We start from the raw sequence: 21,780 nt of genomic DNA, 5'->3' as shown, positions 1-21,780 counted from the left end.
CGTGTCACCGAAGGGAGGAAGGGAAGTGGAGGTGCATGCAAAGCTGGTGATGAATCGAGTACGGGTCCAGGAAGAGACAGATTCCTTTCAGGACTTGTTTACGGCTTATTATCCAATTGTAGTCAGACAGATCTTGCGGATTGTAAAAGACCAACAAACGGCAGAGGATATAGCGCAAGATGTATTTCTCTCCTTTTACCATACAGACCGCTCTGTAATTGAACATATCCCGGCGTGGCTTTCCAAAGCAGCCTTGTATGCGACCTATAACCATTTGCGTTCGGAAAAACGCCGGTACGACCGTCAGGAGAAGGAAGCAGCAGAGCTAGAACGGGTATCTCCCTCCTCAGAAGAGATGTGCTTGGAAAAGGAAGCAATTGATCAAGTGCGCGACGTCCTGGCCAGGCTGGATGAACGGGAACGAACATTGCTTGTGATGAAATACTCGGGCTTTCCCTACGCGGAGTTGGCAAAAGCTACAGGCGTGGAAATCGGCTCTGTAGGGACGATTCTTTCGCGAGCCAAGAGCAAATTTCGCAAGCTTTATGATCGGATGAGGGGGGAAGAAGCGTGAGTTGTGCGACTACAGGCTTTATCCAGGCATTTTTGGATGGCGAATGCGGAGTTTCGGAAAGCGAGCAATTCATCGCCCATGTGGAGCATTGTGATATATGCTGCAAACAGATGGTTGATCTGTCAGCCCTCGATACCTGGACACGTGAGAAGATGGAGCAGGAGCTTTTTCGTCCAACCGATCAAGTAAAGGTAGATACAGAGGCTGCCTGGCAGACCTTTTCGCAAAAGATCGGGCAGAGTAAAAGCTTTGTTCAGCAGAACCAAATGATGGATAAAAAGCGAGTGTTAAAAAGGAGCTGGAATACCATGAATAAAAAGACGAAACGATGGGTGACAGGTGCATCTGCAGCAGCGGTCTTGCTCGTATCCTTGTCCTTTCCGCAAGTACAGGCGGCAGCCAATGATTTCCTGTCTATTTTTCGGATGGATAAAGTAGAGTTCGTCAAAATGACGCAGCAGGATCTTCAAGAAGTAGAAGGCTGGCTCAGCAGTGGTAGTGCAGGAGAGATGGAGCTGAAAGGGATCGGCAAACTGTGGATTGATGAGGCCGATCAGAACAAGCTAGAGAAAGGCTTTCTCTACTACGACAGCAGAGAAGAAGCGGAAAAAGCAGGAGTGAAGCTTCCAGATTTGCCAAATGATATCAAGGTAAGGAGTGTAGAGGTGAATTCGGCGTATACGATTCATTTTGAAATGAATGCTGAAAAGGCAAACAAGCTCCTGTCCCAATTAAAGGTGGAAAACCGCTTTGATGAATCGCTGAGCGGAAAACGTTTTTCCCTGGAAGTTCCCAAGATGATGAACATCTGGATGAAAAACGGGAAAGAAAGCTTCTCTTATGCGGTTGTGGATGCTCCTGAGCTGAAAGCGCCGGATGGGGTAGATTTAGGGCAACTGCGCGAGACGATGCTGGCCCTGCCCTTCATTCCTGATCGCGTGAAAAAGCAGATGATGAGTATCGAGGATTGGCAGCATACTCTCCCGCTCCCGTATATAGCTGACGGCGATAGCAAAATGAAAGAAGTGAAGGTGCACGGCCAAACCGGCATCCTGATCACGACTACGTATGACAAGCAGTTGATCTGGCAAGAAGGTGGTCAGATCCACATGCTGGGGGGCAGCGCAGTAAATGACGAAAATTTGCTCGCGATCGCTCAGAAGTTGAAATAAATAAGGTAGGATAGCAGAGTTTTCCAATTGGGAAGACTCTGCTTTCACCCGTTTTGGGGAGGAAAAGAATGTCCGATTATGTGATCGAAACCTGGGAGCTGTCCAAGCAGTATGGCGGCAAAGCAGGCTGCAAAAATATTACGTTACAAGTACCTCGAGGCTCGGTATTTGGTTTTCTTGGGCAAAACGGGGCGGGCAAAAGTACGTTTGTACGGACAATGCTAGGTCTGCTGCATCCAACGAATGGCAGAGCAGTCATGCTAGGGTACCCGATTGGCAGTGTGGAGTCTCGTCAAAAGGTAGGGTACTTGCCTGAGCTGTTCCGCTATCCTGACTGGCTGACAGGTACCCAGCTCTTGGAGCATCATGCCGAGCTATGCGGCTTGCCCAAGAAAGAACGAAAAACAATCATCCGTGAAGTCGTCGAGCAGGTAGGTATGGCAGGGCGGGAAAGAGAAAGAATTCGCGGGTATTCCAAAGGCATGCAGCAGCGCATCGGTCTAGCTTGTGCCCTGTTGTCAGATCCAGAGCTGATCTTCTTGGACGAACCAACCTCAGCTCTGGACCCAATCGGGCGAAAAGAAGTGCGAGAGCTGATCGCGAAGCTGCGTGACATGGGAAAGACGATTTTTCTCAACAGTCATTTGCTGAGTGAGATGGAGAGCATCTGTGACCATGTCGGGATCATTCACCGTGGAGAGCTGGTTGTTCATGGGGATTGGCGCAAGCTGAGTGCAGTCCAGCCACAAATCGAGGTGACACTGGATCAGACAAGCGAAAAGCTCCAAACAAAGCTGCCATCGTTTGTTACCGATCGTCATCTGATCAGGCAACGCGGGGAACTGGCTACGTGGCTTTTGACCTTGGACCAGGAAGGGCGTGTTCCAGCGCTTCTTTCGGACTTGATAGCCGGTGGAGCGGCCGTACATGAGGTTGTAAAAAAGCAGCAATCGCTGGAAGAAGTGTTTCTGTATTGGGTGCAGAAAAAGGAGGGGGAAGCACATGTGGGCCATCGTGAAAATCACGTATAGAGAGATGATTTCCAAACGGATCTTTGTGATTACCTTGATGATGTCACTGGCTTTCCTGATCTTGTTCGGAGTGGCTACCTGGTACGCGGGACGAGAAATGAACGATGTGCTGGGTGGAAGTGACATGATTTTGCAGCAAAGCTTTTTCTCTACGCAATTACTGGGAATGGGATTGTACTTCGGTTCCATTATCACCGCGCTGCTTGCGATATTGAGCAGCGTCGGCAGCATCGCTTCCGAGGTGGAAAGCCATCAGATTGATACATGGCTGGCGCGCTCCCTGCCCCGTCACAAGTACTTGCTGGGTAAATTCGGTGGGCTGGCCAGCATGCTTATTTTCTATTCTGCCTGGATGTACCTCGGCTTGCTCGGTATCAATCAATGGGTTGGTGGCGGTGTGATAGCGGTACAATTGGGCATGGGACAGGTGGCATCTTCTCTGGGCTACTTCGTTTTGATGCCAGTCATTCTCGTCTGTGTCTCGCTGCTTTTAAGCAGTATCACGACAACGGTGACGGGGGGAATTATCCTGATCATCTTGTATGGAATCAGCTTCATTGGAGGCTTTATCGAGCAATTGGGTTCGGTGATCAACAATAGCTCCCTCATGAACATCGGCATCATTTCCAGCCTGCTGTTTCCTACTGATTCGCTGTTCAGACAATCCACCATTGCCTTGTTTGATACGGCGGACGATCCGATTTCCTTTGCTTCTCAAGGAATTTTTGGGACAGCCTCTGCTCCGAGCGATGCCATGTTTTATTACACGCTCTTGTATGGAGCAGGTGCTTTGCTGCTAGCTGTGCGCGTTTTTCGGAAGCGAGACGTGTAATAGGGGACACAAAAAAGAGAACGGCGCTATTCTTGCCGTTCTCTTTCTTTTAGGAGCGAAATGAGCTGATCCAGCTTTTCATTTTGTTCTTTATCGTGCAAGGTCTTGTTTTTCATGAAGCGGATCACGGTGAAGATCAGATAGATGACAAGGGCGTAGAACGCCAGCATGATCAGCACGGGAAAAAAAGAAATGAATCCCACATGTCCGAAATCAAGCATAAGCAACCTCCAATTGGAAAATATAGGTTTTAATTATTTTACCACTCATCAAATCATCTGAACAGGGATTTCGTGATTTTAATGATTTTAATAGAAACAATGCGGTTAAAACTGTTTATGCTCAATTTCTATTCTCTATTTCTGAACATTGCTATAATGACAGCACAAAATGAAAGCGCATTCGTCTGAACCGCATCGTTGTAAGCGCATTCGTGCAAGGGGGAGCTCACTATGCTGTCATGGCTTGGTTTTCTAATGGTAATTGTTTTCATGTATTTGATCATGTCGAAAAGACTTTCCGCACTCGTTGCATTAATCGTAGTCCCCGTTATTTTCGCCTTGATTGGCGGATTCGGGATGGAGATCGGCGATATGATGCTCGCCGGAATCAAGCAAATTGCTCCTACGGGAATCATGCTCTTATTTGCTATCCTTTATTTCGGGATCATGATGGATGCGGGTCTATTTGATCCTTTGATTGCGAAAATATTGAAAATCGTCAAGGGTGATCCACTGAAAATTATCGTGGGAACAGCCATACTTTCGAGTCTGGTCGCTTTGGATGGGGATGGGACAACCACGTATATGATTACGGTAACAGCGATGCTACCCTTGTATCAAAAGCTGGGAATCAAACCGATGATTCTGGCAGTCGTGCCGATGCTCGCACTCGGGGTCATGAATATGGCTCCTTGGGGCGGTCCGACTGCGCGGGCGATGAGTGTTCTGAATCTTGACGCTTCCCAGCTTTTTACTCCGGTCGTACCAGCGATGATTGCCGGAATCGCTTGGGTAATCATTGTTGCCTATATTTTGGGGAAAAGAGAAAGAAAGCGTCTGGGCATTATCGAGCTTGGTGAAGATCACGGAGAATCAATGGCAGGTGGAGAAATAGCTGCCGCCGGAGCAGAAGTCTCGCTAAAACGCCCACGGTTGATATGGTTCAATCTGTTGCTGACGATTGCCCTGATGCTCGGATTGATCACGAGCTTCCTGCCACTCCCGATCCTGTTTATGCTGGCTTTTGCGATTGGACTTTTGATCAATTATCCGAAAATGGAAGATCAGAAGGAGCGTATCTCTGCTCACGCTGGAAACGCACTGGCTACCGTATCTATGGTGTTTGCTGCAGGGATTTTTACCGGGATTCTGACAGAAACCAAAATGATTGATGCGATGTCCAACACGGTGGTTTCCTGGATACCGGATTCGCTTGGCACCCATATGCCTGTACTCGTAGCACTGACCAGCATGCCTTTTACTTATTTCATGTCCAATGATGCGTACTATTTCGGTGTCGTACCGATTTTGGCGAATGCAGCAGCGGCGTATGGAGTTGACCCCGCCGAAATTGGACGCGCATCGATTTTAGGTCAGCCACTGCATGTCCTAAGTCCGTTATTCGCTGCTCAATATTTGCTGATTGGGATGGTCGGTGTGGATTACGCGGAGACGCAACGATTTATTTTGAAATGGGCATTTGGCACCTCGATTGTCATGATTGTCGTTGCCATTCTTACTGGAGTGATTTCACTCTAAGAGTTGATGAATCGTAACAGGTACAAGAGGCCCGCCTACGGCCTCTTTTTTCTATTATAAAAAGAATTGGTTACAATGGAGGGAAGAGGAGGGGAGAGTGTGCGGTTTCATAGCAAACTGATGCTGATTATTTGTTCGCTCACCTTTGGTGTGATCATGATCGTAGGCGTTTATTTTGAGCAACTGTTATCAGCCGCATTGGAAAAGGAGATCGGAATGCGAGCACTGCATACAGCCAAAGCAGTCGCACAGATTTCAGATATAAAGGAGGCCTTTTCTGAGCCAGATCCTGCGAAGATTATCAACCCGATTGTAGAGAAGATTCGTGTAAGCACCAATGCAGCTTTTATTACAGTGGGCAATCTGCAAGGCATACGCTATTCTCATCCTGATCCAGACCAGATAGGCAAGCCGATGGTTGGCGGGGATAACGAAGAGGTTTTCCAGGGGCATTCGATCATTTCGGAAACAGTCGGTTCACTGGGACCGGGACTGCGTGGAAAGACGCCGATTTATGACGAAGCGGGAAAAGTGATGGGCGTAGTGTCCGTAGGGTTTCTGCTAGAGGATGTGCAACATACGATTGAGAGCTATCGAGACAGAATTATCGTCGTTGGCATGATCACGCTCCTGCTTGGAGTGATTGCAGCATTATTGGTTGCGCGGAATGTAAAAGAGGCGATCTTTGGCCTGGAACCTGCTCAAATCGGTCGATTGTACCAGGAAAATCAAGCCGTCCTGGAATCCATCCGAGAAGGGATCGTGGCTGTCAATAAAGAGGGGACAATCACGCTTGCAAATCAGGCAGCGATGAACGTGCTCGGGCAATCTGTGCAGATGCAAAAGGCGAAAAGAAGCCAGACGGCTGTATTAGAGGAGTTTCGACTGCGTGATGTGATAAAGACAGGCAAGGCAGCGTTTGATCAGGAGACCTACGTGGGGGATGATGTATTCGTGGTGAATCGTGTCCCCATTTTGGATAATAAGCGCGAGGTAGTCGGAGCAGTCGCTAGCTTTCGCAACAAGTCTGAGCTGTTCTCTGTCATGCAGGAGCTTTCACGGGTAAAGGAGTACGCAGAGGCCCTTCGCTCCCAAACCCATGAATACTCGAACAAGCTGCACCTTATTTCGGGGCTGATTCAATTGGAATCATATCAGGAAGCGATTGAGTTCATTTCTTCTGAGCTCGATGTTCACGTGAGCAATACTCAGTATATTATGAGAGCGGTGCCAGACCCGCTTATTGGTGGGTTGTTGCTCGGCAAATTGAATCTGGCGAATGAACGAAAAGTGGAGCTGACGATAGATCCGGAAAGCAACTTCCGCGATATTCCGGAAGGGATTAACCGGGCGCAACTGATCGTGATTTTGGGGAATTTGATTGACAACGCACTAGATGCAGTCACGTCTCCTGGGGCATCTGCTAAGGAAATAACGCTATTTTTATTAAATATGGAAGATGTCCTGTTGATCGAGGTAGAGGATCGTGGGCCAGGCATTTCCAAGGAAGACGCGACACGAATTTTTGAGCGGGGCTTTTCCACCAAGCAGCAAGAAAACCACGGTTATGGACTCTATTTGGTAAAACAGGCGGTGCGCAGCATGCACGGTAACGTCACACATACCGGTAATCCACTTGGGGGAACCATCTTTACCGTGACGATCCCGAAAGAAGCATGGATAAGGGGGAGCGTGTAGATGAAGAGGGAAGAAATCGAGAGCGTCATACGGGTGTTGATCATTGAAGATGACGTGAGAATCGCTGAAGTAAATCGCCGTTTTGTCGAAAAGGTAGAGGGGTACGAGGTAGTTGGAATCGCTACGAATGCGCAAGAAGCCAGAGATCAGCTAGAACTGTTGCAGCCGGATTTAGCCCTTCTGGACATTTCCTTTCCTGATATGGATGGTTTGGAATTTTTGTCGCTCATCAAGAAAGAATACACAGCGTGTGATGTCATCATGTTGACTGCCGCCAAAGAAGTGGATGCGGTCGTAGAGGCGATCCGCCACGGTGTGTTTGATTTCATCACCAAGCCACTGATTTTTGCGCGGTTGCAGCAGACACTCCGTAGTTATCAGGAATTCCGCCAGAAAGTAAAGGCATGGAAGCAAGAAAGGGAGCAAATCAGTCAAATTGAAATTGATGAACTGATTCAAGGTACAGCGGCGAAGACAACCACGGACAATAAAGCTGTCAAAGGAATTGATAGAATCACGCTGGAAAAAATAGCAGGCTTTCTCATGCAGACACAGGAAGCAACAACGGAACAGGTGAGCAAAGAAACGGGTATTAGTCGCTCGACCGCGAGACGGTACCTGGAATATTTGGTAGCCAGGGGCGAAGCAGTCGCAGACCTCTCCTACGGTGTCGTGGGGCGACCGGAGCGGGTGTACAAAAGCATAAAGAATACCCCTCCACAGTAACCCGAAAGAGAGCTACTCTTTCACGTCTGGTGAAGGGGGATCGGTGAACGCCAACCATCGTGATTGGCGTTCTATTATTTCATGCTGCAGCAAGCCTCAACGCGATAGATTCTCTGTCCGCGGGATGAGAAGCGCTCTTCGTACTCCGTCATCACATTGTCTGCCGCCAGTTTAGACTCGTGCAGATCGAAAGTGATATGGCGCATCTGGAATCGTTCACTGGCAAATTGATTGAGCGAGAACTCAAACAGTGGCTCGTTGTCCGTTTTGAGATGAATTTCTCCAGCTTCTTTTAACACTCGGCGATACGTACCCAAAAAGCTGGCATAGGTCAGCCGGCGTTTGGCATGGCGTGTCTTGGGCCATGGATCGCTGAAATTCAGATAGACACGAGAGATTTCGTGATCAGCAAACAAATCAGTCAACATCGCTGCATCAAACTGGACAAAAGCCAGATTGGGAATCTCACGGTACTCCGTACGCTGAACAGCGCGCAGGACGACCTCTGCCTTTAGCTCGACGGCAATGAAGTTTACGTCAGGGTGGCGCTGGGCCAATGTATTGATGAAACGTCCTTTTCCACAGCCAATTTCGATGTGGATCGGATTATCATTACCGAAGCGTTCCTTCCACCGTCCCTTATAGGAAACGGGGTTATCGACGAACGTCGGATATTCTCGCAGGGCCGATTCGGCACCTGGAATGTTACGCAGTCGCATATGTGCCTCCTTGTAAAACGAACTCCTATCTACTTTACGATGAGTTTTGCTAGGTTGCAAGCCTAGAGAAGAAAGAGATGATAGATTCCAGTAAAGACCACCAGTTCATTTAATAGTTAGGAATTTTTTACATAGAGTACTAGGACATAAGTCGCATTTTAAGCGGGTCGTAAGGAAAAGGGCAGGATAAATTTAGTACTATTGCGAGGAACATCCTGGTAATAAAATTAACTGAAAATTTGAGGAATGCTTATAAAATAAGGCCCCAAGGCGTCAAGGGGAAAAGTTATCCAGAAGTGGTTACGAGATTTGGCAACAATTTGGCAATTTTAATTTGCGAGAGCTTTGGTAAAGTAGAGAACAAGTGAGAGGTCAGCCAAACTTTGCATAGGAAAACCATGCAACGAGTTTCGGAAACGAAAGCATAACTGCTTATGTTCGCGAAAGTACGAACCTTTTCCTACATGATCAAAAGGGAGGATGAACAACATGAAATTGCATAAAGCATTCGTAGGAATCCTGATGGGGTTAACTTTGGGAGTGACAGCTATTGTAGCGCCGTTGCCGGGGGATCAAAATGTGGCGCACGCGGCTTGGACACAAGCGAAAGCCGACAAAGTCATTGCGACTGGGAAAAGGTATTTAGGTACACCTTATAAATTTGGGGCGAGTAAAAATACGACCGCTGTCTTTGACTGCTCATCCTTTACACAACGGGTTTTCCGTGTTGCTGTCGGAAAACAGTTGCCTCGTGATTCGCGGGCTCAATCCCAAGAGGGGACGAGCGTATCCAAGAGCAACCTGAAAAAGGGTGATTTGATCTTCTTCAAGGCGAGCAAAACGACGACGTCTAAACGGATCACCCATGTGGCCATTTATGCAGGCAACAACAAACTTCTACATACTTATGGAAAGCCAGGGGTCACCTTCTCTGATTTTAAAGGGACGTCTTGGGAAAAACGCTTCGTTTCCGCACGTCGCGTCTTATAATCTACTCTACTTACTAATACGTTTGAGAGCTCGGTTTGTTGCGATAGGAAAGAATGCAAATTATGTAAAAAGAATTCCGAAAAAGAGGATGGTCCAACTTGGCTCGTCCTCTTTTCGTTTTCGCCGACAGCTTGTTTCACTCTGTAAAGAAATGACCCAAAGGATGGTAACTTTCATTGCACACGGGACTTAACCTGATTGAACAGTAGACTGTGCGCGTGATTGTCGCCAATAAAAGAAACAGGAAGCAAATAAGAGGGGGACGGAGGCTCCAAAAATGATTTGCTTCGCTGTAAACCCGTAGGCGATTAATAGACTTGTCATCGCTTGCGAAATCGGCTGCAGTCCTAATGAGGCAAGAGAGAGCAAGCTCATGATTTTCCCTAAGGAGACTTCCGGTACCCTTTCTTGAACGAATGCAAGGATAGGGATATTCACTAAAGAAAAGGTCAGTCCCAAGGTAAAGAGAACGAGCATGCTTAACCAGAGTTGATGAGTCAAGCTAAAGGAGAAAAACACAAGCGCCTGCATGATCATGAAAAGAAAAGCCACATGTATTTTATTCTGAGGCTGTGGAGTAACGGTCAGGACGGCGGCGCCTGTCAGCATGCCAAAAGCGAGCGAGCCTTCCAGGAAGCTGTATTGCAGTGTCGTACCCGATAATACTTGTTTTACAAAGAGGGGCAATCCAATGTGCAAGGGGCCCATCAAAAAAAGATTCAGACAGATGACCGCAGTCAAAAGCCTTGGCAAGAACACAGATTGTTTTGCATAGAGAAAGCCCTCCTTGATGGAATCAAGCAGTGAAGCTTGCGAAGAGAATAGTCGTACGCTGGACTTTGGTATTGAGATGACTAATACAGAGACGCTGGAGAAGAAAAGCAGCATAGCTACAGAGCCATAGAGCAAGGAATAGCTGTCCCACTCGATTATAAAACCGGCGAGAAGCGGACCGATTAGTAGCGAGGTCTGACTAGTCGTTTGCAAGATGGAATTGGCACGCAATAGGGAAGAAGGAGATACAAGCGAAGGAATGATTGAGTTTTGCGCAGGCCAAAAAAAAGCATCAATTGTACCGAATAAAAAGGCGAACACCACGAAAAGTGGCAACGATGAATGACTCCACCAAGTGAATGCTCCTAGTACGAGCATGAGGCATGCTTTTAGCAAACTAGAGGCGAAGAGAATTCCTTTTTTACTCCATTGATCTGCAACTACTCCACCGATTAACATAAAAGCCAGCCGCGGAAGGGTAGCAGCTATAAAAACGATTCCTAGAGCAGCTTCTTGTCGGAGCACCTGGATGATATACCACGTCTGGGAGAAGAGAAACATGGAAATGCTCAGACCCGAGCACAGAGTTGACAACCATATCAAAATAAAAGGCTTTGTGAACAGCCGCGTTTTTTTCGCTAGAGAGTCGGCAGTTTGCTGGGGGAATGCATCCATAAAGATCATTGCTCCTTTTTTAAAAATAAACCGGTTAAAAAATATTAACCGTATATTCAAGAGAAAAAACCTAAGAATAGGTTTTTTAATGAATGGATCACTCTTTCGCTTTCTGTTGAAAAAGAGGCTCGTCAATTTGAAATCCTGTAATCATGAGGTAGTAATCTTGCTTGGCGGATGAATCACTGCTTGCTGTCTGCTGCAATTCTGTGAGCAGGGCCCGATATTTTTGCAAAAAGGAGACAAACGCTTCTTCGCTGACTTTTATCTCGGATTGCAAGGAAATACGTGGCCACTCCTCGGGGTGTGACGTTTTGAGCGCGAAGGCTTCTTCTGAAGCTGTCAGCACCCTCGTTCTAGCCCGCTGTAATACTTCGATGTAGGATTGCCTGGTAGCTTCTTGGGACTCTGTATACGTAAGCAAATGATCAGCAGGGATAAAACCTCTGGCAACGGCTTGATAATATTTGAGGATATTCCCGCCCTTTTCTTCTTTTCTGACCAGTTGAATAATGCCGTGCTTTTCTAGTTCCCGCAGATGGTAAAGGATCTTGGCCCGTGAAAGTTCAAAAAGCTGGGAGAGCTGTTGCCCGGTGTACGGTTTTTCCACCAGATGCATAAGCATCTTTGTACGCAAGGGATCACTGATTACTTTTAGCTGGTCGTAGCTTTCAATAATAAAGATCGACTTTTGCTCCATAACAATACAATCCTTTAACCAGTTAATTTTTATTAACTTGATTTTAGGTGCAGCCAGAAAGAAAGTCAACATGCAAAAAGCCCTTGCTTGTGGAAACTCCCACAAAACAAGGGCTTGAGTTTTTTCGTGCAGCATTAGATTTTCATGATACCGCCCATGCTAGCATTGGTAACCAGCTTGGAGTAACGAGCCAGATAGCCTGTTTTCACCTTAGGCTCGAACTCTTTCCAGCCTTCTTGGCGGCGAGCCATCTCTTTCTCGTCTACGTTCAGGTGGATGGTGCGCTCCTCAAGGTCAATGGAGATGATGTCTCCGTCTTGTACGAAGGCGATAGGGCCACCTTCAGCGGCTTCTGGAGATACGTGACCGATACTGATGCCGCGGGAAGCACCGGAGAAGCGTCCGTCAGTGACGAGAGCCACTTCTTTACCCAGACCCATACCTACGATTTGAGAGGTAGGAGCCAGCATTTCTGGCATGCCAGGGCCGCCTTTTGGCCCTTCATACCGAATAACGACTACATGGCCAGATTTGATTTTGCCGGCAGCGATGCCTGCCAGCGCGTCTTCCTGGGAATCGAAGCAGATCGCTGGGCCTTCGTGTCTTTTAATAGAAGGATCGACACCGCCGGTTTTGATGATGGAGCCTTGCTCGGCCAAGTTTCCGAACAGAACAGCCAGACCGCCAGAAGCGCTGTATGGGTTGTCCAGACGACGGATGACTTGATCATTTTTGATCTCGGCATTGGCGAAGTTCTCTGCCAGTGTTTGTCCAGTAACAGTGATACGGTTTGGATGGATCGCGCCTGGTTTTTTCGCAATTTCATTGAGGACGGCTGACACGCCACCAGCCTCATGGCAATCTTCAATATGATAATCAGAAGAAGGGGCGAGCTTGCAAATGTGCGGAATGCGCTTCGCTACTTCGTTGATGCGTTCGATCGGATACTCAAAGCCAGCTTCCTGTGCGATTGCCAGCGTATGAAGTACTGTATTTGTAGAACCGCCCATCGCCATGTCGAGTGCGAAAGCATCGTCGATCGCTTCGAGTGTAACGATGTCGCGTGGCTTAATGTCGCGTTCAATCAGATTTTTCAGTTTTTCGGCGGATGATTTTACCAGCTCACGGCGCTCAGGTGAAACGGCGAGAACCGTACCGTTGCCAGGGAGTGCGAGGCCGATTGCTTCGAGGAGACAGTTCATCGAGTTGGCAGTAAACATACCGGAACAGGAACCGCAAGTCGGACATCCATATTGCTCCAGCTCGTCAAGCTGTTTATCGTCAATCAAGCCAGCCTGATACGCGCCAACGCCTTCGAATACGGATGAGAGCGAGATGGAGCGACCATCGCTTGTTTTTCCTGCTTTCATAGGACCACCGGTAACGAAAACGGTAGGGATGTTTACGCGCAGGGCGCCCATGATCATACCAGGAGTGATCTTGTCACAGTTCGGGATGCAGATCATGCCGTCAAACCAGTGAGCGGCAACCACAGTTTCCAAGCTGTCAGCGATGATCTCGCGGCTTGGCAGGGAGTAACGCATACCAATGTGTCCCATGGCGATTCCATCATCTACGCCGATCGTATTGAATTCGAAAGGCACCATGCCAGCAGCACGAACTGCTTCCTTGACTAATTTACCAAATTCCTGCAAATGTACGTGACCTGGAATAATGTCGATGTACGAGTTGCAAATCGCGATAAACGGTTTGTCGAAATCTTCATCCTTTACGCCTGCCGCACGCAATAAGCTGCGGTGAGGTGCGCGGTCAAAGCCTTTTTTGATCATATCGCTGCGTTGTCTAGCCAATGTAAAAATCTCCCTTCCTACTGGAAAAATACCTGTCTTTTGTTTGAACTATCTTATCAATTTTTATTACTAGAAACAACCGTAAAAGTCTGAACATTTGTTCAGTCTGCCACGGTTGCTTAGCTACTAGTAACTGAGAGAAGCTTTGGTATCATAGCAAAAAGTCAGCGATTGGGCTAAAATAGAGAAACGAATATTATTTTTGTTGGAGTGAACGAAATGATAGAGGAATTGAAAAATATATGGGAGGAAGGGACAGAGGATGAGCGCAAAATCTTGGAGCTGGCTGTCCAGGCGATCCGCCAGAAACGAGAGCGCAATAGTGCCTATGTATCCGGCTTTCTCGGGTCGAAGGGTGAATTCGTCGATGACGAGAAACAGACCTACCGCTTTGATGTGCCCTTAACTACCTACATGCATAACTCGGGTGGGGCCGTTCACGGAGGAATACTCGCCACTTTGATAGATTCAGCGATGGGGTCCTTGATTAACCGCTCCTTGCCGCCCACCGAGTATGCGGTAACCACTGAGCTGAAAATCAATTACCTGCGCCCGGGAAAAGGAGAGCGGCTTCGCGCCGAAGCGACTTTCCTGCACAGGGGACAAACCTTGGTCGTCATGGAAAGCACGATTTACGACGAGAGAAGCAAGCGGGTTGCTCATGGGACGGGTACGTTCATTGTGCTGAAAAAATAGGGGCGAGCAAAAAACCTCTATCCACTTTGATAGGAGATAGAGGTTTTTCACATCAGGCTACCGGATGATGACAAGCCCACTGAATTGCGAAATGTAGGACAACATTTTGGCCGAGAGCGGGACGATAAACTCCATATTTTCCTTTTCCACAATGCCGGATCGGGAGATGACCCGTGCCCATTTCACGTTGATTTTGTAATAATCGGACCCAAAGGAAGCGTGGATCGTTTCGTTTTGCTGGCGAAAGGAAACGGGAGCTGCATTTAGATTGACCGGAACCATGCTCAGAATGTCTTGCAAAAAAAGATGATAGGTCATGTGCGGCTTGAAAAACACCAGCTCCTTGCTGGTGACTGTGCAGCCAAGACTATTGTTCATTTGGGTGAACTTAAGCTCACCCTCCAAATTTTTCAGGCGAATGAAGTTCGTATTCATTATTCCCCTCCTGGTGAAACGTCGTCGGGCCCCTCCTGGTTAAGCCCATCGGCCATAGAATTGGGTATCTCTCTATAATAGGGAAGCTTGTTGTATGAGCGCAAGGGTAATCAATGGGTAAAGGAAGAAGGAGATGGAATTCATGCTGGAGATTGCCAAAGAAGCGGCGAGTGTCGCAGGGGCATTTCTACGGGAACGCTTTCTGGAACAGCTCGTCCCGGACGAAGAGCTGCACAACGATGTGAAATTGCCGGAAGACAAAGAAAGTGAGCGTCGCATCATCGAGGTGTTGCATCGCCATTTTCCTACACATACAATTTTTTCCGAGGAAGTAGGGATGGTTTCACGGGAGGAAGAGTATTTGTGGATAGTGGATCCTCTCGATGGAACGAACAACTATTTTATCGGGTATCCGTATTTCTCTATTTCTATCGCGTTGCAGCACAAAGGCGAGCTGGTATTGGGAGTCGTTTACAATCCGATCGCAGGGCAGATGTTTTGGGCGGAAAAAGGAAAAGGCGCCTATTTGAACGGCAAACGTATTTCAATTAATAACAGAACAGACATAACACGGGCTGTCGGGACGTATATTCGCGGACGAAACAGCATTACGAAAGAACAAGAGCTGGCGTTTACGCGGCCATTTGTGATGGAAACTAAACGGGTTTTGCGAAATGTGGCCCCTGCTTTGGACTGGTGCTTGCTTGCAAATGGCTGGATCGATTATATCGTCATGCAGCGCTCAGGAATCATGGATGTCGCAGCCGGAATTGTTATTGCAAAGGAAGCGGGAGCGACGATTACGGATTGGCAAGGAGTAGCGTATCAGCATGAGGCATTTTTATCTGAGCATATGCGTTCTTTAGTTGCCAGCAACGGTCATTTGCATGAGACGATTCGCGGAATGATTCACGAGTAAGAAAGCAGTATGGCTCAGATGATCTAGGTCTCCGGCAGCAGTTTCTCACTAATCTGCCGGATTTTTTCTGTTTGTGGCAACCATTTATTTCGAGGCGCGTATATATGTTTGTTCTACAACATGAGACGAAGAGGTGAGTTAAGTTGGCGAGGCTAGAATACCGGCTTCTGGACGAGGCGAACGGGTATCCTTTGCTTTTTTATTACGATCATATTGATAAGGATGAGGTGTCTTTGCGTTTTGCCTGCGATTATTTGGTGAAGGGTCATGTCGTTTACGAAAAAACTTCCTGTGCAGTGGAGCCTGCCAGCTACGTGATTTATGTCAAACGCTCAACGGAAGAACAGGCAGTAGATTACGCGCACGAAGCGGCCAAACGCTGGGGAAGCATTCAGATCGAGCTGCGGGAGTACAAGGATGGGACAGCAAATTATCCACTGATTCATACTTTTTATTTCAAAGATGATGACGATGCCCTCTTGCATCTGCAAAGCGACTACCTTTTCATTAATGGGACAGAGTGGGAAAAGACATCGGCAGAAGTGGATGAAGACCGGCATGTGTACATTTACTACGCACACAGGGCAGGGTAGGAGGAAGAAACATGGCACAAACAAAGTCGGCGAAAGTAGTCGGACTGTTCGTGGCTGCGGCATTGACTGTCAGCGGATGCTCGTCGGGGGGCAACGGGTATGACGACGATTGCTACGACGCCAACAATGACGGGTACTGCGACGATGGTGGCGGTTCCGGCGGCAGTTCATCCACCTATATCCATTCTGGTGGAAACAAGTCTTACAAAAGCAATTCGTCAGGAATAACGAGCGGCTCTAAGGGTGGAATCGGCAGCTCAGGCTCGTCCAGTTCGGGGTGAATGATGAGAGAATCTGATCAAGATCGTCGGGAACGGCTGTATGGGCCCATGCGTGAGGAAGGCGTATTTACATGGGACTGGATGTACGGGGATGAGTACGCGCTGGCTGACATCCATCTCATTTCGCGGGATTACCGGCAAGAGCTGTCGCGCGCAACCGAGCGACTTGGGCACATCTTTGCCAAAGTCGTACCAGTGCTGCAGCAGGCAGACGATTCCCTTTTGCTTGAACTCGGCGTACCCGAGCAGGCTTTGCGGGCGGTGAGAACCGTTGTGGACCAGACACAGCCAACTGTAATCGGGCGATTTGACTTCGCCCAGACGACAGAAGGTTTGAAAATGCTGGAATGTAATAGCGATACGCCAACGGGCATTGTCGAGGCCTTTTACGTGAATGGTCATGCTTGCCGTTTTTTCGGACGAGAAGACCCAAATGCCGGGATGGACGCACATTTTGAGGTTGCCTTTGTCAGTGTGCTGGATGCTTATCGGCAGCGAGGCTATCAGACAGATCAGATCTGGTTCAGCTCGTTGGATTGGCATGAGGAAGATCGAGGAACCACGCTCTATCTGCAGGACAAATCAGGACTTTCTGCCCGTTTTGCTGCATTGGAAGACCTTCGAGTCTGGGAGGATCGCTTGTATGTAAAAGAGGGAGATGACCTGCTCCCCGTAGATGTGCTGTATCGTTTGCACGCCTTGGAAAAACTGGCTTTGGAACAGGATGAAGACGGATATCCGACCGGCGCACATGTGCTTTCGCTGATCGCAGATCGAAAACTGGCCGTCATTAATCCGCCATCGGGCTTTCTCATCCAAACAAAAGCGCTTCAGGCACTCATTTGGAATCTGCATGAAACCGATGAATTTTTTACTTCAGAAGAACATGCCATCATAGAAAAATATATGCTGCCGACTTATTTTGAAAATCAATTCACAGGTGCTTGTGACTACGTTACCAAGCCTATTTTTGGCCGAGAGGGTGGCGGCGTTGTCATCTTTGATGCGAAGGGCGGTATCTTGGAAAAAGATCAGGAGGAATTTTACTGGGAGCAGCCAATGATCTATCAAAAGCGGGTGGAGCTTCCTGAAATTCGTGTGAAGACGACAAAGGGTCTGTTTGATGGCCGTCTGCTTTGGGGGTCATTCTGGATTGGCGGGAGAGCATCAGCGATCGTCGCCCGTGTCGGAGGACCCATCACAAACAACATGTCGTATTTTTTGCCGGTAGGCATCGACGGATAACGAAAGGAGAGGAGAACGGTTTATGATCTCGCAATGGAGTTACCTACTCAACTTTTTGGCGTACTTGGCAGTGACCATCCCGATTTTGGCGATTGGGATTTTTGTTTTCACTTTCACCACTCCCTACAAGGAATTTGATTTGATCAAGCAGGGAGCACAGACTGACGATCCGAAAAAAATGGCAGCGGCAAAAGCGGCAGCGCACGATCTGGGAGGGAAAATCATTGGCCTGGCGATCGTACTGGCATCGGCTGTTTACCACTCCGTCAACCTCTGGGATTTGGCTGTCTGGGGCATCGTTGGCATGGTTTTCCAAGTACTGGTCTTTTATTTATTTGAATGGGTCACGCCTTTTAAAGTGGTCTCTGAAATTCCAAATGGAAACGTCTCCGTTGGCATTTTCGCCTCCCGATTGAGCATCGCGGCTGGTTTATTGATGGCTGCTCTCATTAGTTACTAAAGGCAAAACAAGTGACCTCTACCGGATAGAGGGAGGAGTCTTTGTGTTTTGGCGCGTCATGTATGAGATTTTTGTCATTATGCTGGTCATTACGTATGCGATTCTGTTGTCTGCGGATTTTTCTAATCACCCTTTGCTGACGGATGAGCTCATGCATGTGGTAGACAATACTCTCATCGTGCTGCTCGTTGTGGAATACGTCGTTCGTTTATGGCTAGCACCGAGCAAACGAAAATTTGTAATCGAAAACTGGTTTGACCTCGTTGCCATGATTCCGTTGGATTCGTACTTTTATGTGGCGAGAATCATGAGGGTTCTCAGGTTGATTCGCATTGTGCGGGCATCACCTTTTTTATGGGGAATCGTTCGATCCGGGGCGATGCGTAGAGTTTTTGGCGTCGTTACGATCATCATGCTGTGGAGCTCGACAGCGATTTATTTGTTGGAGTACGGCGTAAACGACAATATCAAGAGCTTCCAGGATGCCTTGTGGTGGTCCATCGTGACGACTACGACTGTAGGCTATGGTGATATTTCGCCGGTGACATCGGGTGGGAGGATCATGGCGGCGATTTTGATGCTAACCGGTATCGGGATGCTTGGAGCATTGACCGCTAACTTTGCCAACCATTGGACGGAAACACACGATAGCAAAGCTCCAGCAAGCTCTGATAGATTGACGGAAGAGATGAAAAAACAGGCGATCGGACACATTCAGCAAATCGAAAGCTTGAATGAGCAAGAGTTTGAAACGTTAAAAGAGAGCATGGAATTACTTTATCGGCGGACAAGGAAAAAAGAGGAAGAATAGAAAAAAAGGAGTAACAGAAAGGATGCCCGACCTTGGAAAACGAACGCCTGATAGATACATCATAGGCGACTTTAGCCTCAAAAGATATGCAGGAGCAAGCATATCTTTGGGGCTTTTCTATGTCCTTTTACGACTATAAAAGTAGATACATATGGGCTAAGCCGAGCGAATAGGAAGTTAGACTGATCTTGACGTTAGGCCAGAAATTCCTGTTGACGGGGGAAAATATCGCCTATATAATTCCGAGTAAACATATATGAAATAGAAAGTAAATTAGGTTAAGGGGACTATCCGATGTCAAAAACAGCGGTATTGGTAATTGCTCACGGTTCACCCGACCCTGACTGGCTTGCGTTGGTGGAGTCAGCCGTCCGACAGTGCCGTATTGATCTGCCGATTCGGGTAGCCTATCTAGGAGGAGTCGAGGGTCGAGGTATTCGCGATGAAGTAAAGCGCCTGGAGGATGCAGGAGCACGCAGGATCGTGGCTGTTCCCCTGTTTGCCTCAGCCGGGAGCAATCATGTAGGAGAAATTCGCTGCATGCTTGGGCTGGACACTTGGCCAATAGGGGAGACAGAGCCGCTGCGAATTCCGGTCCGCGCGCGAATCCTTTGGTGTCCGCCTTTGGAAGACCATCCCGTAGTGGAGCAAATTGTGGCACAGCGCATTGCAGGGCTTTCCACCAATCCTGGCCAGGAATCACTCGTACTCGTTGGACATGGCAGTGATTTGCCAGGGTGTCATGAGCGGTGGGAAAAGCTTCTCCTCCGCCTAAGTTTTCGACTGCAAAACCGCTATTCTTTTGCGGCTGCAGGATATGCGACGCTTCGCCCCGATACATTGCGGGAGCAGGCAAGTATGCTCGCAGAGAAGGGGGACGTGATTGTGCTTCCTCTGTTCGTCAGTCAAGGGTACTTTACACGGCGTGCGATCCCCGAGCGACTGCGAGGCTTGTCGTACCGGTATGACGGAAGCGCCTATTTGCCCCACCCATTGATTGCAGAATGGCTCACCCAGTCGATTCGCATGGCATTAGTAGAGCCTGTTCAAAAAGGAGGACAAACAGAGCATCGAAGTTCAAGGCGCGGCAGACCCGAGCAGCGCAGCGTAGGTGAGTCTACGTGAGCAGCACAGGGGCAACGCAACGCAGAAATTCACAGCTATATTTCCCGGACTTTTTGAACATCCTCAAGTAACTGATCTTACACAAAGGAGCGTATATGTGCATGGCAGAGAGAAAGCAGTGGAAATGGGCAGATGATCCTTCTTTAAACAAAATGGAATTTACCAAGCTGGAGAAAGACGGATTGGATGTCATTGAAACAATCGTCAATACCTACTCCAAAGAAGGTTTTCAATCGATTGAATCTTCTGATATGGATCGCTTTAAATGGGCAGGCGTTTACCAGCAGCGGCCCAAGGACGGTCACTTTATGATGCGGGTGCGGATTCCTGGTGGGATCTTGAGCAGTGAACAAGCACGGGTGCTCGCTCGTATCGCACAAGAATACGGACGTGATCTCGTAGACGTTACGACTCGCCAAGCCGTGCAGTTTCACTGGCTGACAGTGGAAACACTGGCTGATATTTTTGATCGGCTCGCTTCAGTTGGGCTTTCCTCGTTCGAAGCATGTGGAGACTGCCCGCGTCAGATTATGGGAAATCCGCTGGCCGGGATCGATCCGCACGAAGTATTGGATACACGGCCGCTGGTTGCCCAGCTGGAGCAGTTCTTTTTGCTAAACAGAGAATTCTCCAACCTCCCGCGCAAATACAAAATGTCCATCTCAGCAAACATCCACAATGCTGCTCACGCCCAAATCAACGACCTTGCTTTCACCCCTGCGAAAAAGGTCATCGCTGGCGATGAAGTAATCGGCTTCCATGTGTGGGTAGGCGGAGGCTTGTCGGCAAAACCGCATCTTGCCAAGCAGCTTGATCTGTTCGTCCGACCCGAAGAAGTCGTGAAAGTAGCAGAAGGAGTAACGACACTTTTCCGCGATTTTGGCTACCGGCAAAAACGGACCCATGCCCGCCTGAAATTTTTGGTAGCAGACTGGGGACCGGAGAAATTCAAAGACGAACTGATCAATCTGGTAGGCGAGCTGGAAGCTGGCGGAGAGGACTTGCTCAAAGGCTGGAATGGCGGCTATTTTTACGGGATTCATGAACAGCGCCAGGCTGGTCTTTACTACGCAGGCTTGTCTGTCCCTGTCGGCCGGATGAATGCTGAGGAGCTGATTGAACTGGCTCGTTTGGCAGATGAATACGGGGATGGAACGATTGGCACCTGTAACACCCAAAATGTCCTGATTCGCAATATTGCAAAAGAGAAAGTCGCTGCTTTTCGCAATGAGCCGCTCATCGTCAACCGTTTCAAATTAACACCCAGCACTTTTGTCGGGTATGCCGTTTCCTGTACTGGTACCGAATACTGCAACCTGGCGATTGTAGAAACCAAAGAACGGATGCGTTCGCTGGCACAGTATCTCGATGACTCGGTCGTTCTCGATACGCCGCTGCGGATTCATATGATTGGTTGTCCGAATTCCTGCGGTCAGCGTCAGATTGCCGATATCGGTCTGCAGGGAGCGTTGGTTAAAACACCTGGAGGCATGGTTGAGGCGTTTGACATCCACGTTGGCGGTACGCTGGAAGAGGCGCAGTTCAACCGCAAGCTGAATGCGCGCATCACCGTAGATCGATTGGGTCCGTTCCTCGCCCAACTGATTACGCTTTACAAAGAAGATCGACAAGAAGGGGAACAGTACTGGCGCTATGTCGAGCGTGTAGGGCTTGCCCACATTCAGGAGCAGGTGGACAGCATTTTGCAAACGGCATAACCATGATCCGAATTAAGGTCCGGGAAAAGAGGGAC

Annotated in this window: 23 protein-coding genes; 17 read left to right on the top strand and 6 right to left on the bottom strand. The window is 48.4% G+C overall.

What is annotated here, in order from left to right; genetic code table 11:
• Positions 1 to 25: 25 nt before the first annotated feature.
• The 4 genes from ACIFQN_RS30135 (at position 26) to ACIFQN_RS30120 (ending at position 3,609) form a co-directional block, all read left to right on the top strand.
• Entirely contained in the window at positions 26 to 574 is a 549-nt protein-coding gene (locus ACIFQN_RS30135) for an RNA polymerase sigma factor SigX (protein ID WP_429836735.1), read from the top strand.
• Positions 571 to 1,746 carry a zf-HC2 domain-containing protein gene (locus tag ACIFQN_RS30130; RefSeq protein WP_429836734.1) on the top strand — a complete coding sequence of 392 codons (1,176 nt, stop codon included), beginning with the start codon at positions 571 to 573 and terminating at the stop codon, positions 1,744 to 1,746. Before ACIFQN_RS30135 ends, ACIFQN_RS30130 begins: the two co-directional genes overlap by 4 nt.
• Positions 1,747 to 1,814: 68 nt before the next feature.
• Complete coding sequence (locus tag ACIFQN_RS30125; protein ID WP_429836733.1) at positions 1,815 to 2,777, top strand: ABC transporter ATP-binding protein; 963 nt, start codon at positions 1,815 to 1,817, stop codon at positions 2,775 to 2,777.
• Positions 2,749 to 3,609, top strand: a complete 861-nt coding sequence (locus ACIFQN_RS30120; RefSeq protein ID WP_429836732.1) for an ABC transporter permease — start codon at positions 2,749 to 2,751, stop codon at positions 3,607 to 3,609. The genes ACIFQN_RS30125 and ACIFQN_RS30120 overlap by 29 nt, the downstream gene beginning before the upstream one ends.
• A gap of 26 nt (positions 3,610 to 3,635) precedes the next feature.
• Here ACIFQN_RS30120 and ACIFQN_RS30115 read toward each other — a convergent pair whose 3' ends face one another.
• Positions 3,636 to 3,830: a hypothetical protein gene (locus tag ACIFQN_RS30115; RefSeq protein ID WP_429836731.1), complete on the bottom strand. Its 195-nt coding sequence runs from the start codon at positions 3,828 to 3,830 to the stop codon at positions 3,636 to 3,638.
• A 231-nt stretch (positions 3,831 to 4,061) separates the two neighbouring features.
• On the opposite strand from ACIFQN_RS30115, the gene ACIFQN_RS30110 reads away from it, so the two are divergent.
• The 3 genes from ACIFQN_RS30110 (at position 4,062) to ACIFQN_RS30100 (ending at position 7,793) form a co-directional block, all read left to right on the top strand.
• Complete coding sequence (locus ACIFQN_RS30110; RefSeq protein ID WP_429836730.1) at positions 4,062 to 5,369, top strand: CitMHS family transporter; 1,308 nt, start codon at positions 4,062 to 4,064, stop codon at positions 5,367 to 5,369.
• Positions 5,370 to 5,468: 99 nt separating this feature from the next.
• Positions 5,469 to 7,067, top strand: a complete 1,599-nt coding sequence (locus ACIFQN_RS30105) for an ATP-binding protein (RefSeq protein WP_429836729.1) — start codon at positions 5,469 to 5,471, stop codon at positions 7,065 to 7,067.
• Positions 7,068 to 7,793: a DUF977 family protein gene (locus ACIFQN_RS30100; RefSeq protein ID WP_429836728.1), complete on the top strand. Its 726-nt coding sequence runs from the start codon at positions 7,068 to 7,070 to the stop codon at positions 7,791 to 7,793. It abuts the gene before it with no gap.
• A gap of 74 nt (positions 7,794 to 7,867) precedes the next feature.
• On the opposite strand, the gene trmB is transcribed toward ACIFQN_RS30100, so the two are convergent.
• Entirely contained in the window at positions 7,868 to 8,512 is a 645-nt protein-coding gene (gene trmB, locus ACIFQN_RS30095; RefSeq protein WP_429836727.1) for a tRNA (guanosine(46)-N7)-methyltransferase TrmB, read from the bottom strand.
• 489 nt (positions 8,513 to 9,001) lie between these two features.
• Here trmB and ACIFQN_RS30090 point away from each other — a divergent pair, with 489 nt between their 5' ends.
• On the top strand, positions 9,002 to 9,502 hold the full coding sequence (locus tag ACIFQN_RS30090) for a C40 family peptidase (RefSeq protein ID WP_429836726.1): 501 nt from the start codon (positions 9,002 to 9,004) through the stop codon (positions 9,500 to 9,502).
• Positions 9,503 to 9,691: 189 nt separating this feature from the next.
• Here the strand turns inward: ACIFQN_RS30090 and ACIFQN_RS30085 are convergent, their stop codons facing one another.
• From ACIFQN_RS30085 to ilvD, 3 genes are all read right to left on the bottom strand, one after another.
• On the bottom strand, positions 9,692 to 10,951 hold the full coding sequence (locus tag ACIFQN_RS30085) for an MFS transporter (protein WP_429836725.1): 1,260 nt from the start codon (positions 10,949 to 10,951) through the stop codon (positions 9,692 to 9,694).
• Positions 10,952 to 11,048: 97 nt separating this feature from the next.
• Positions 11,049 to 11,651 carry an ArsR/SmtB family transcription factor gene (locus tag ACIFQN_RS30080; protein WP_429836756.1) on the bottom strand — a complete coding sequence of 201 codons (603 nt, stop codon included), beginning with the start codon at positions 11,649 to 11,651 and terminating at the stop codon, positions 11,049 to 11,051.
• Between the two features lie 134 nt (positions 11,652 to 11,785).
• Entirely contained in the window at positions 11,786 to 13,462 is a 1,677-nt protein-coding gene (gene ilvD / locus ACIFQN_RS30075; protein WP_429836724.1) for a dihydroxy-acid dehydratase, read from the bottom strand.
• A gap of 219 nt (positions 13,463 to 13,681) precedes the next feature.
• Here ilvD and ACIFQN_RS30070 point away from each other — a divergent pair, with 219 nt between their 5' ends.
• On the top strand, positions 13,682 to 14,158 hold the full coding sequence (locus tag ACIFQN_RS30070; protein ID WP_429836723.1) for a PaaI family thioesterase: 477 nt from the start codon (positions 13,682 to 13,684) through the stop codon (positions 14,156 to 14,158).
• A gap of 57 nt (positions 14,159 to 14,215) precedes the next feature.
• Here the strand turns inward: ACIFQN_RS30070 and ACIFQN_RS30065 are convergent, their stop codons facing one another.
• Positions 14,216 to 14,593, bottom strand: a complete 378-nt coding sequence (locus ACIFQN_RS30065) for a hypothetical protein (protein WP_429836722.1) — start codon at positions 14,591 to 14,593, stop codon at positions 14,216 to 14,218.
• Positions 14,594 to 14,735: 142 nt separating this feature from the next.
• Between ACIFQN_RS30065 and ACIFQN_RS30060 the strand changes: the two genes are divergently transcribed.
• The 8 genes from ACIFQN_RS30060 (at position 14,736) to ACIFQN_RS30025 (ending at position 21,745) form a co-directional block, all read left to right on the top strand.
• The gene (locus tag ACIFQN_RS30060; RefSeq protein WP_429836721.1) at positions 14,736 to 15,512 is read left to right on the top strand and encodes an inositol monophosphatase family protein; all 777 of its coding nucleotides are present in this window, start codon (positions 14,736 to 14,738) and stop codon (positions 15,510 to 15,512) included.
• 143 nt (positions 15,513 to 15,655) lie between these two features.
• Entirely contained in the window at positions 15,656 to 16,105 is a 450-nt protein-coding gene (locus tag ACIFQN_RS30055; protein ID WP_429836720.1) for a hypothetical protein, read from the top strand.
• Positions 16,106 to 16,116: 11 nt separating this feature from the next.
• Positions 16,117 to 16,386 carry a hypothetical protein gene (locus tag ACIFQN_RS30050; RefSeq protein ID WP_429836719.1) on the top strand — a complete coding sequence of 90 codons (270 nt, stop codon included), beginning with the start codon at positions 16,117 to 16,119 and terminating at the stop codon, positions 16,384 to 16,386.
• Positions 16,387 to 17,631: a glutathionylspermidine synthase family protein gene (locus ACIFQN_RS30045; RefSeq protein WP_429836718.1), complete on the top strand. Its 1,245-nt coding sequence runs from the start codon at positions 16,387 to 16,389 to the stop codon at positions 17,629 to 17,631. It abuts the gene before it with no gap.
• A gap of 22 nt (positions 17,632 to 17,653) precedes the next feature.
• Positions 17,654 to 18,091: a DUF350 domain-containing protein gene (locus ACIFQN_RS30040; protein WP_429836717.1), complete on the top strand. Its 438-nt coding sequence runs from the start codon at positions 17,654 to 17,656 to the stop codon at positions 18,089 to 18,091.
• Between the two features lie 43 nt (positions 18,092 to 18,134).
• Positions 18,135 to 18,902 carry a potassium channel family protein gene (locus ACIFQN_RS30035; RefSeq protein WP_429836716.1) on the top strand — a complete coding sequence of 256 codons (768 nt, stop codon included), beginning with the start codon at positions 18,135 to 18,137 and terminating at the stop codon, positions 18,900 to 18,902.
• 294 nt (positions 18,903 to 19,196) lie between these two features.
• On the top strand, positions 19,197 to 20,027 hold the full coding sequence (locus ACIFQN_RS30030) for a sirohydrochlorin chelatase (RefSeq protein WP_429836715.1): 831 nt from the start codon (positions 19,197 to 19,199) through the stop codon (positions 20,025 to 20,027).
• A gap of 101 nt (positions 20,028 to 20,128) precedes the next feature.
• Positions 20,129 to 21,745 (top strand): nitrite/sulfite reductase, encoded by a 1,617-nt coding sequence (locus ACIFQN_RS30025; protein WP_429836714.1) that lies wholly within the window; start codon positions 20,129 to 20,131, stop codon positions 21,743 to 21,745.
• Positions 21,746 to 21,780 lie beyond the last annotated feature (35 nt).

The sequence above is a fragment of the Brevibacillus sp. NRS-1366 genome, assembly GCF_050467985.1.
This window is presented reverse-complemented; position numbering and strand designations above follow the sequence as displayed.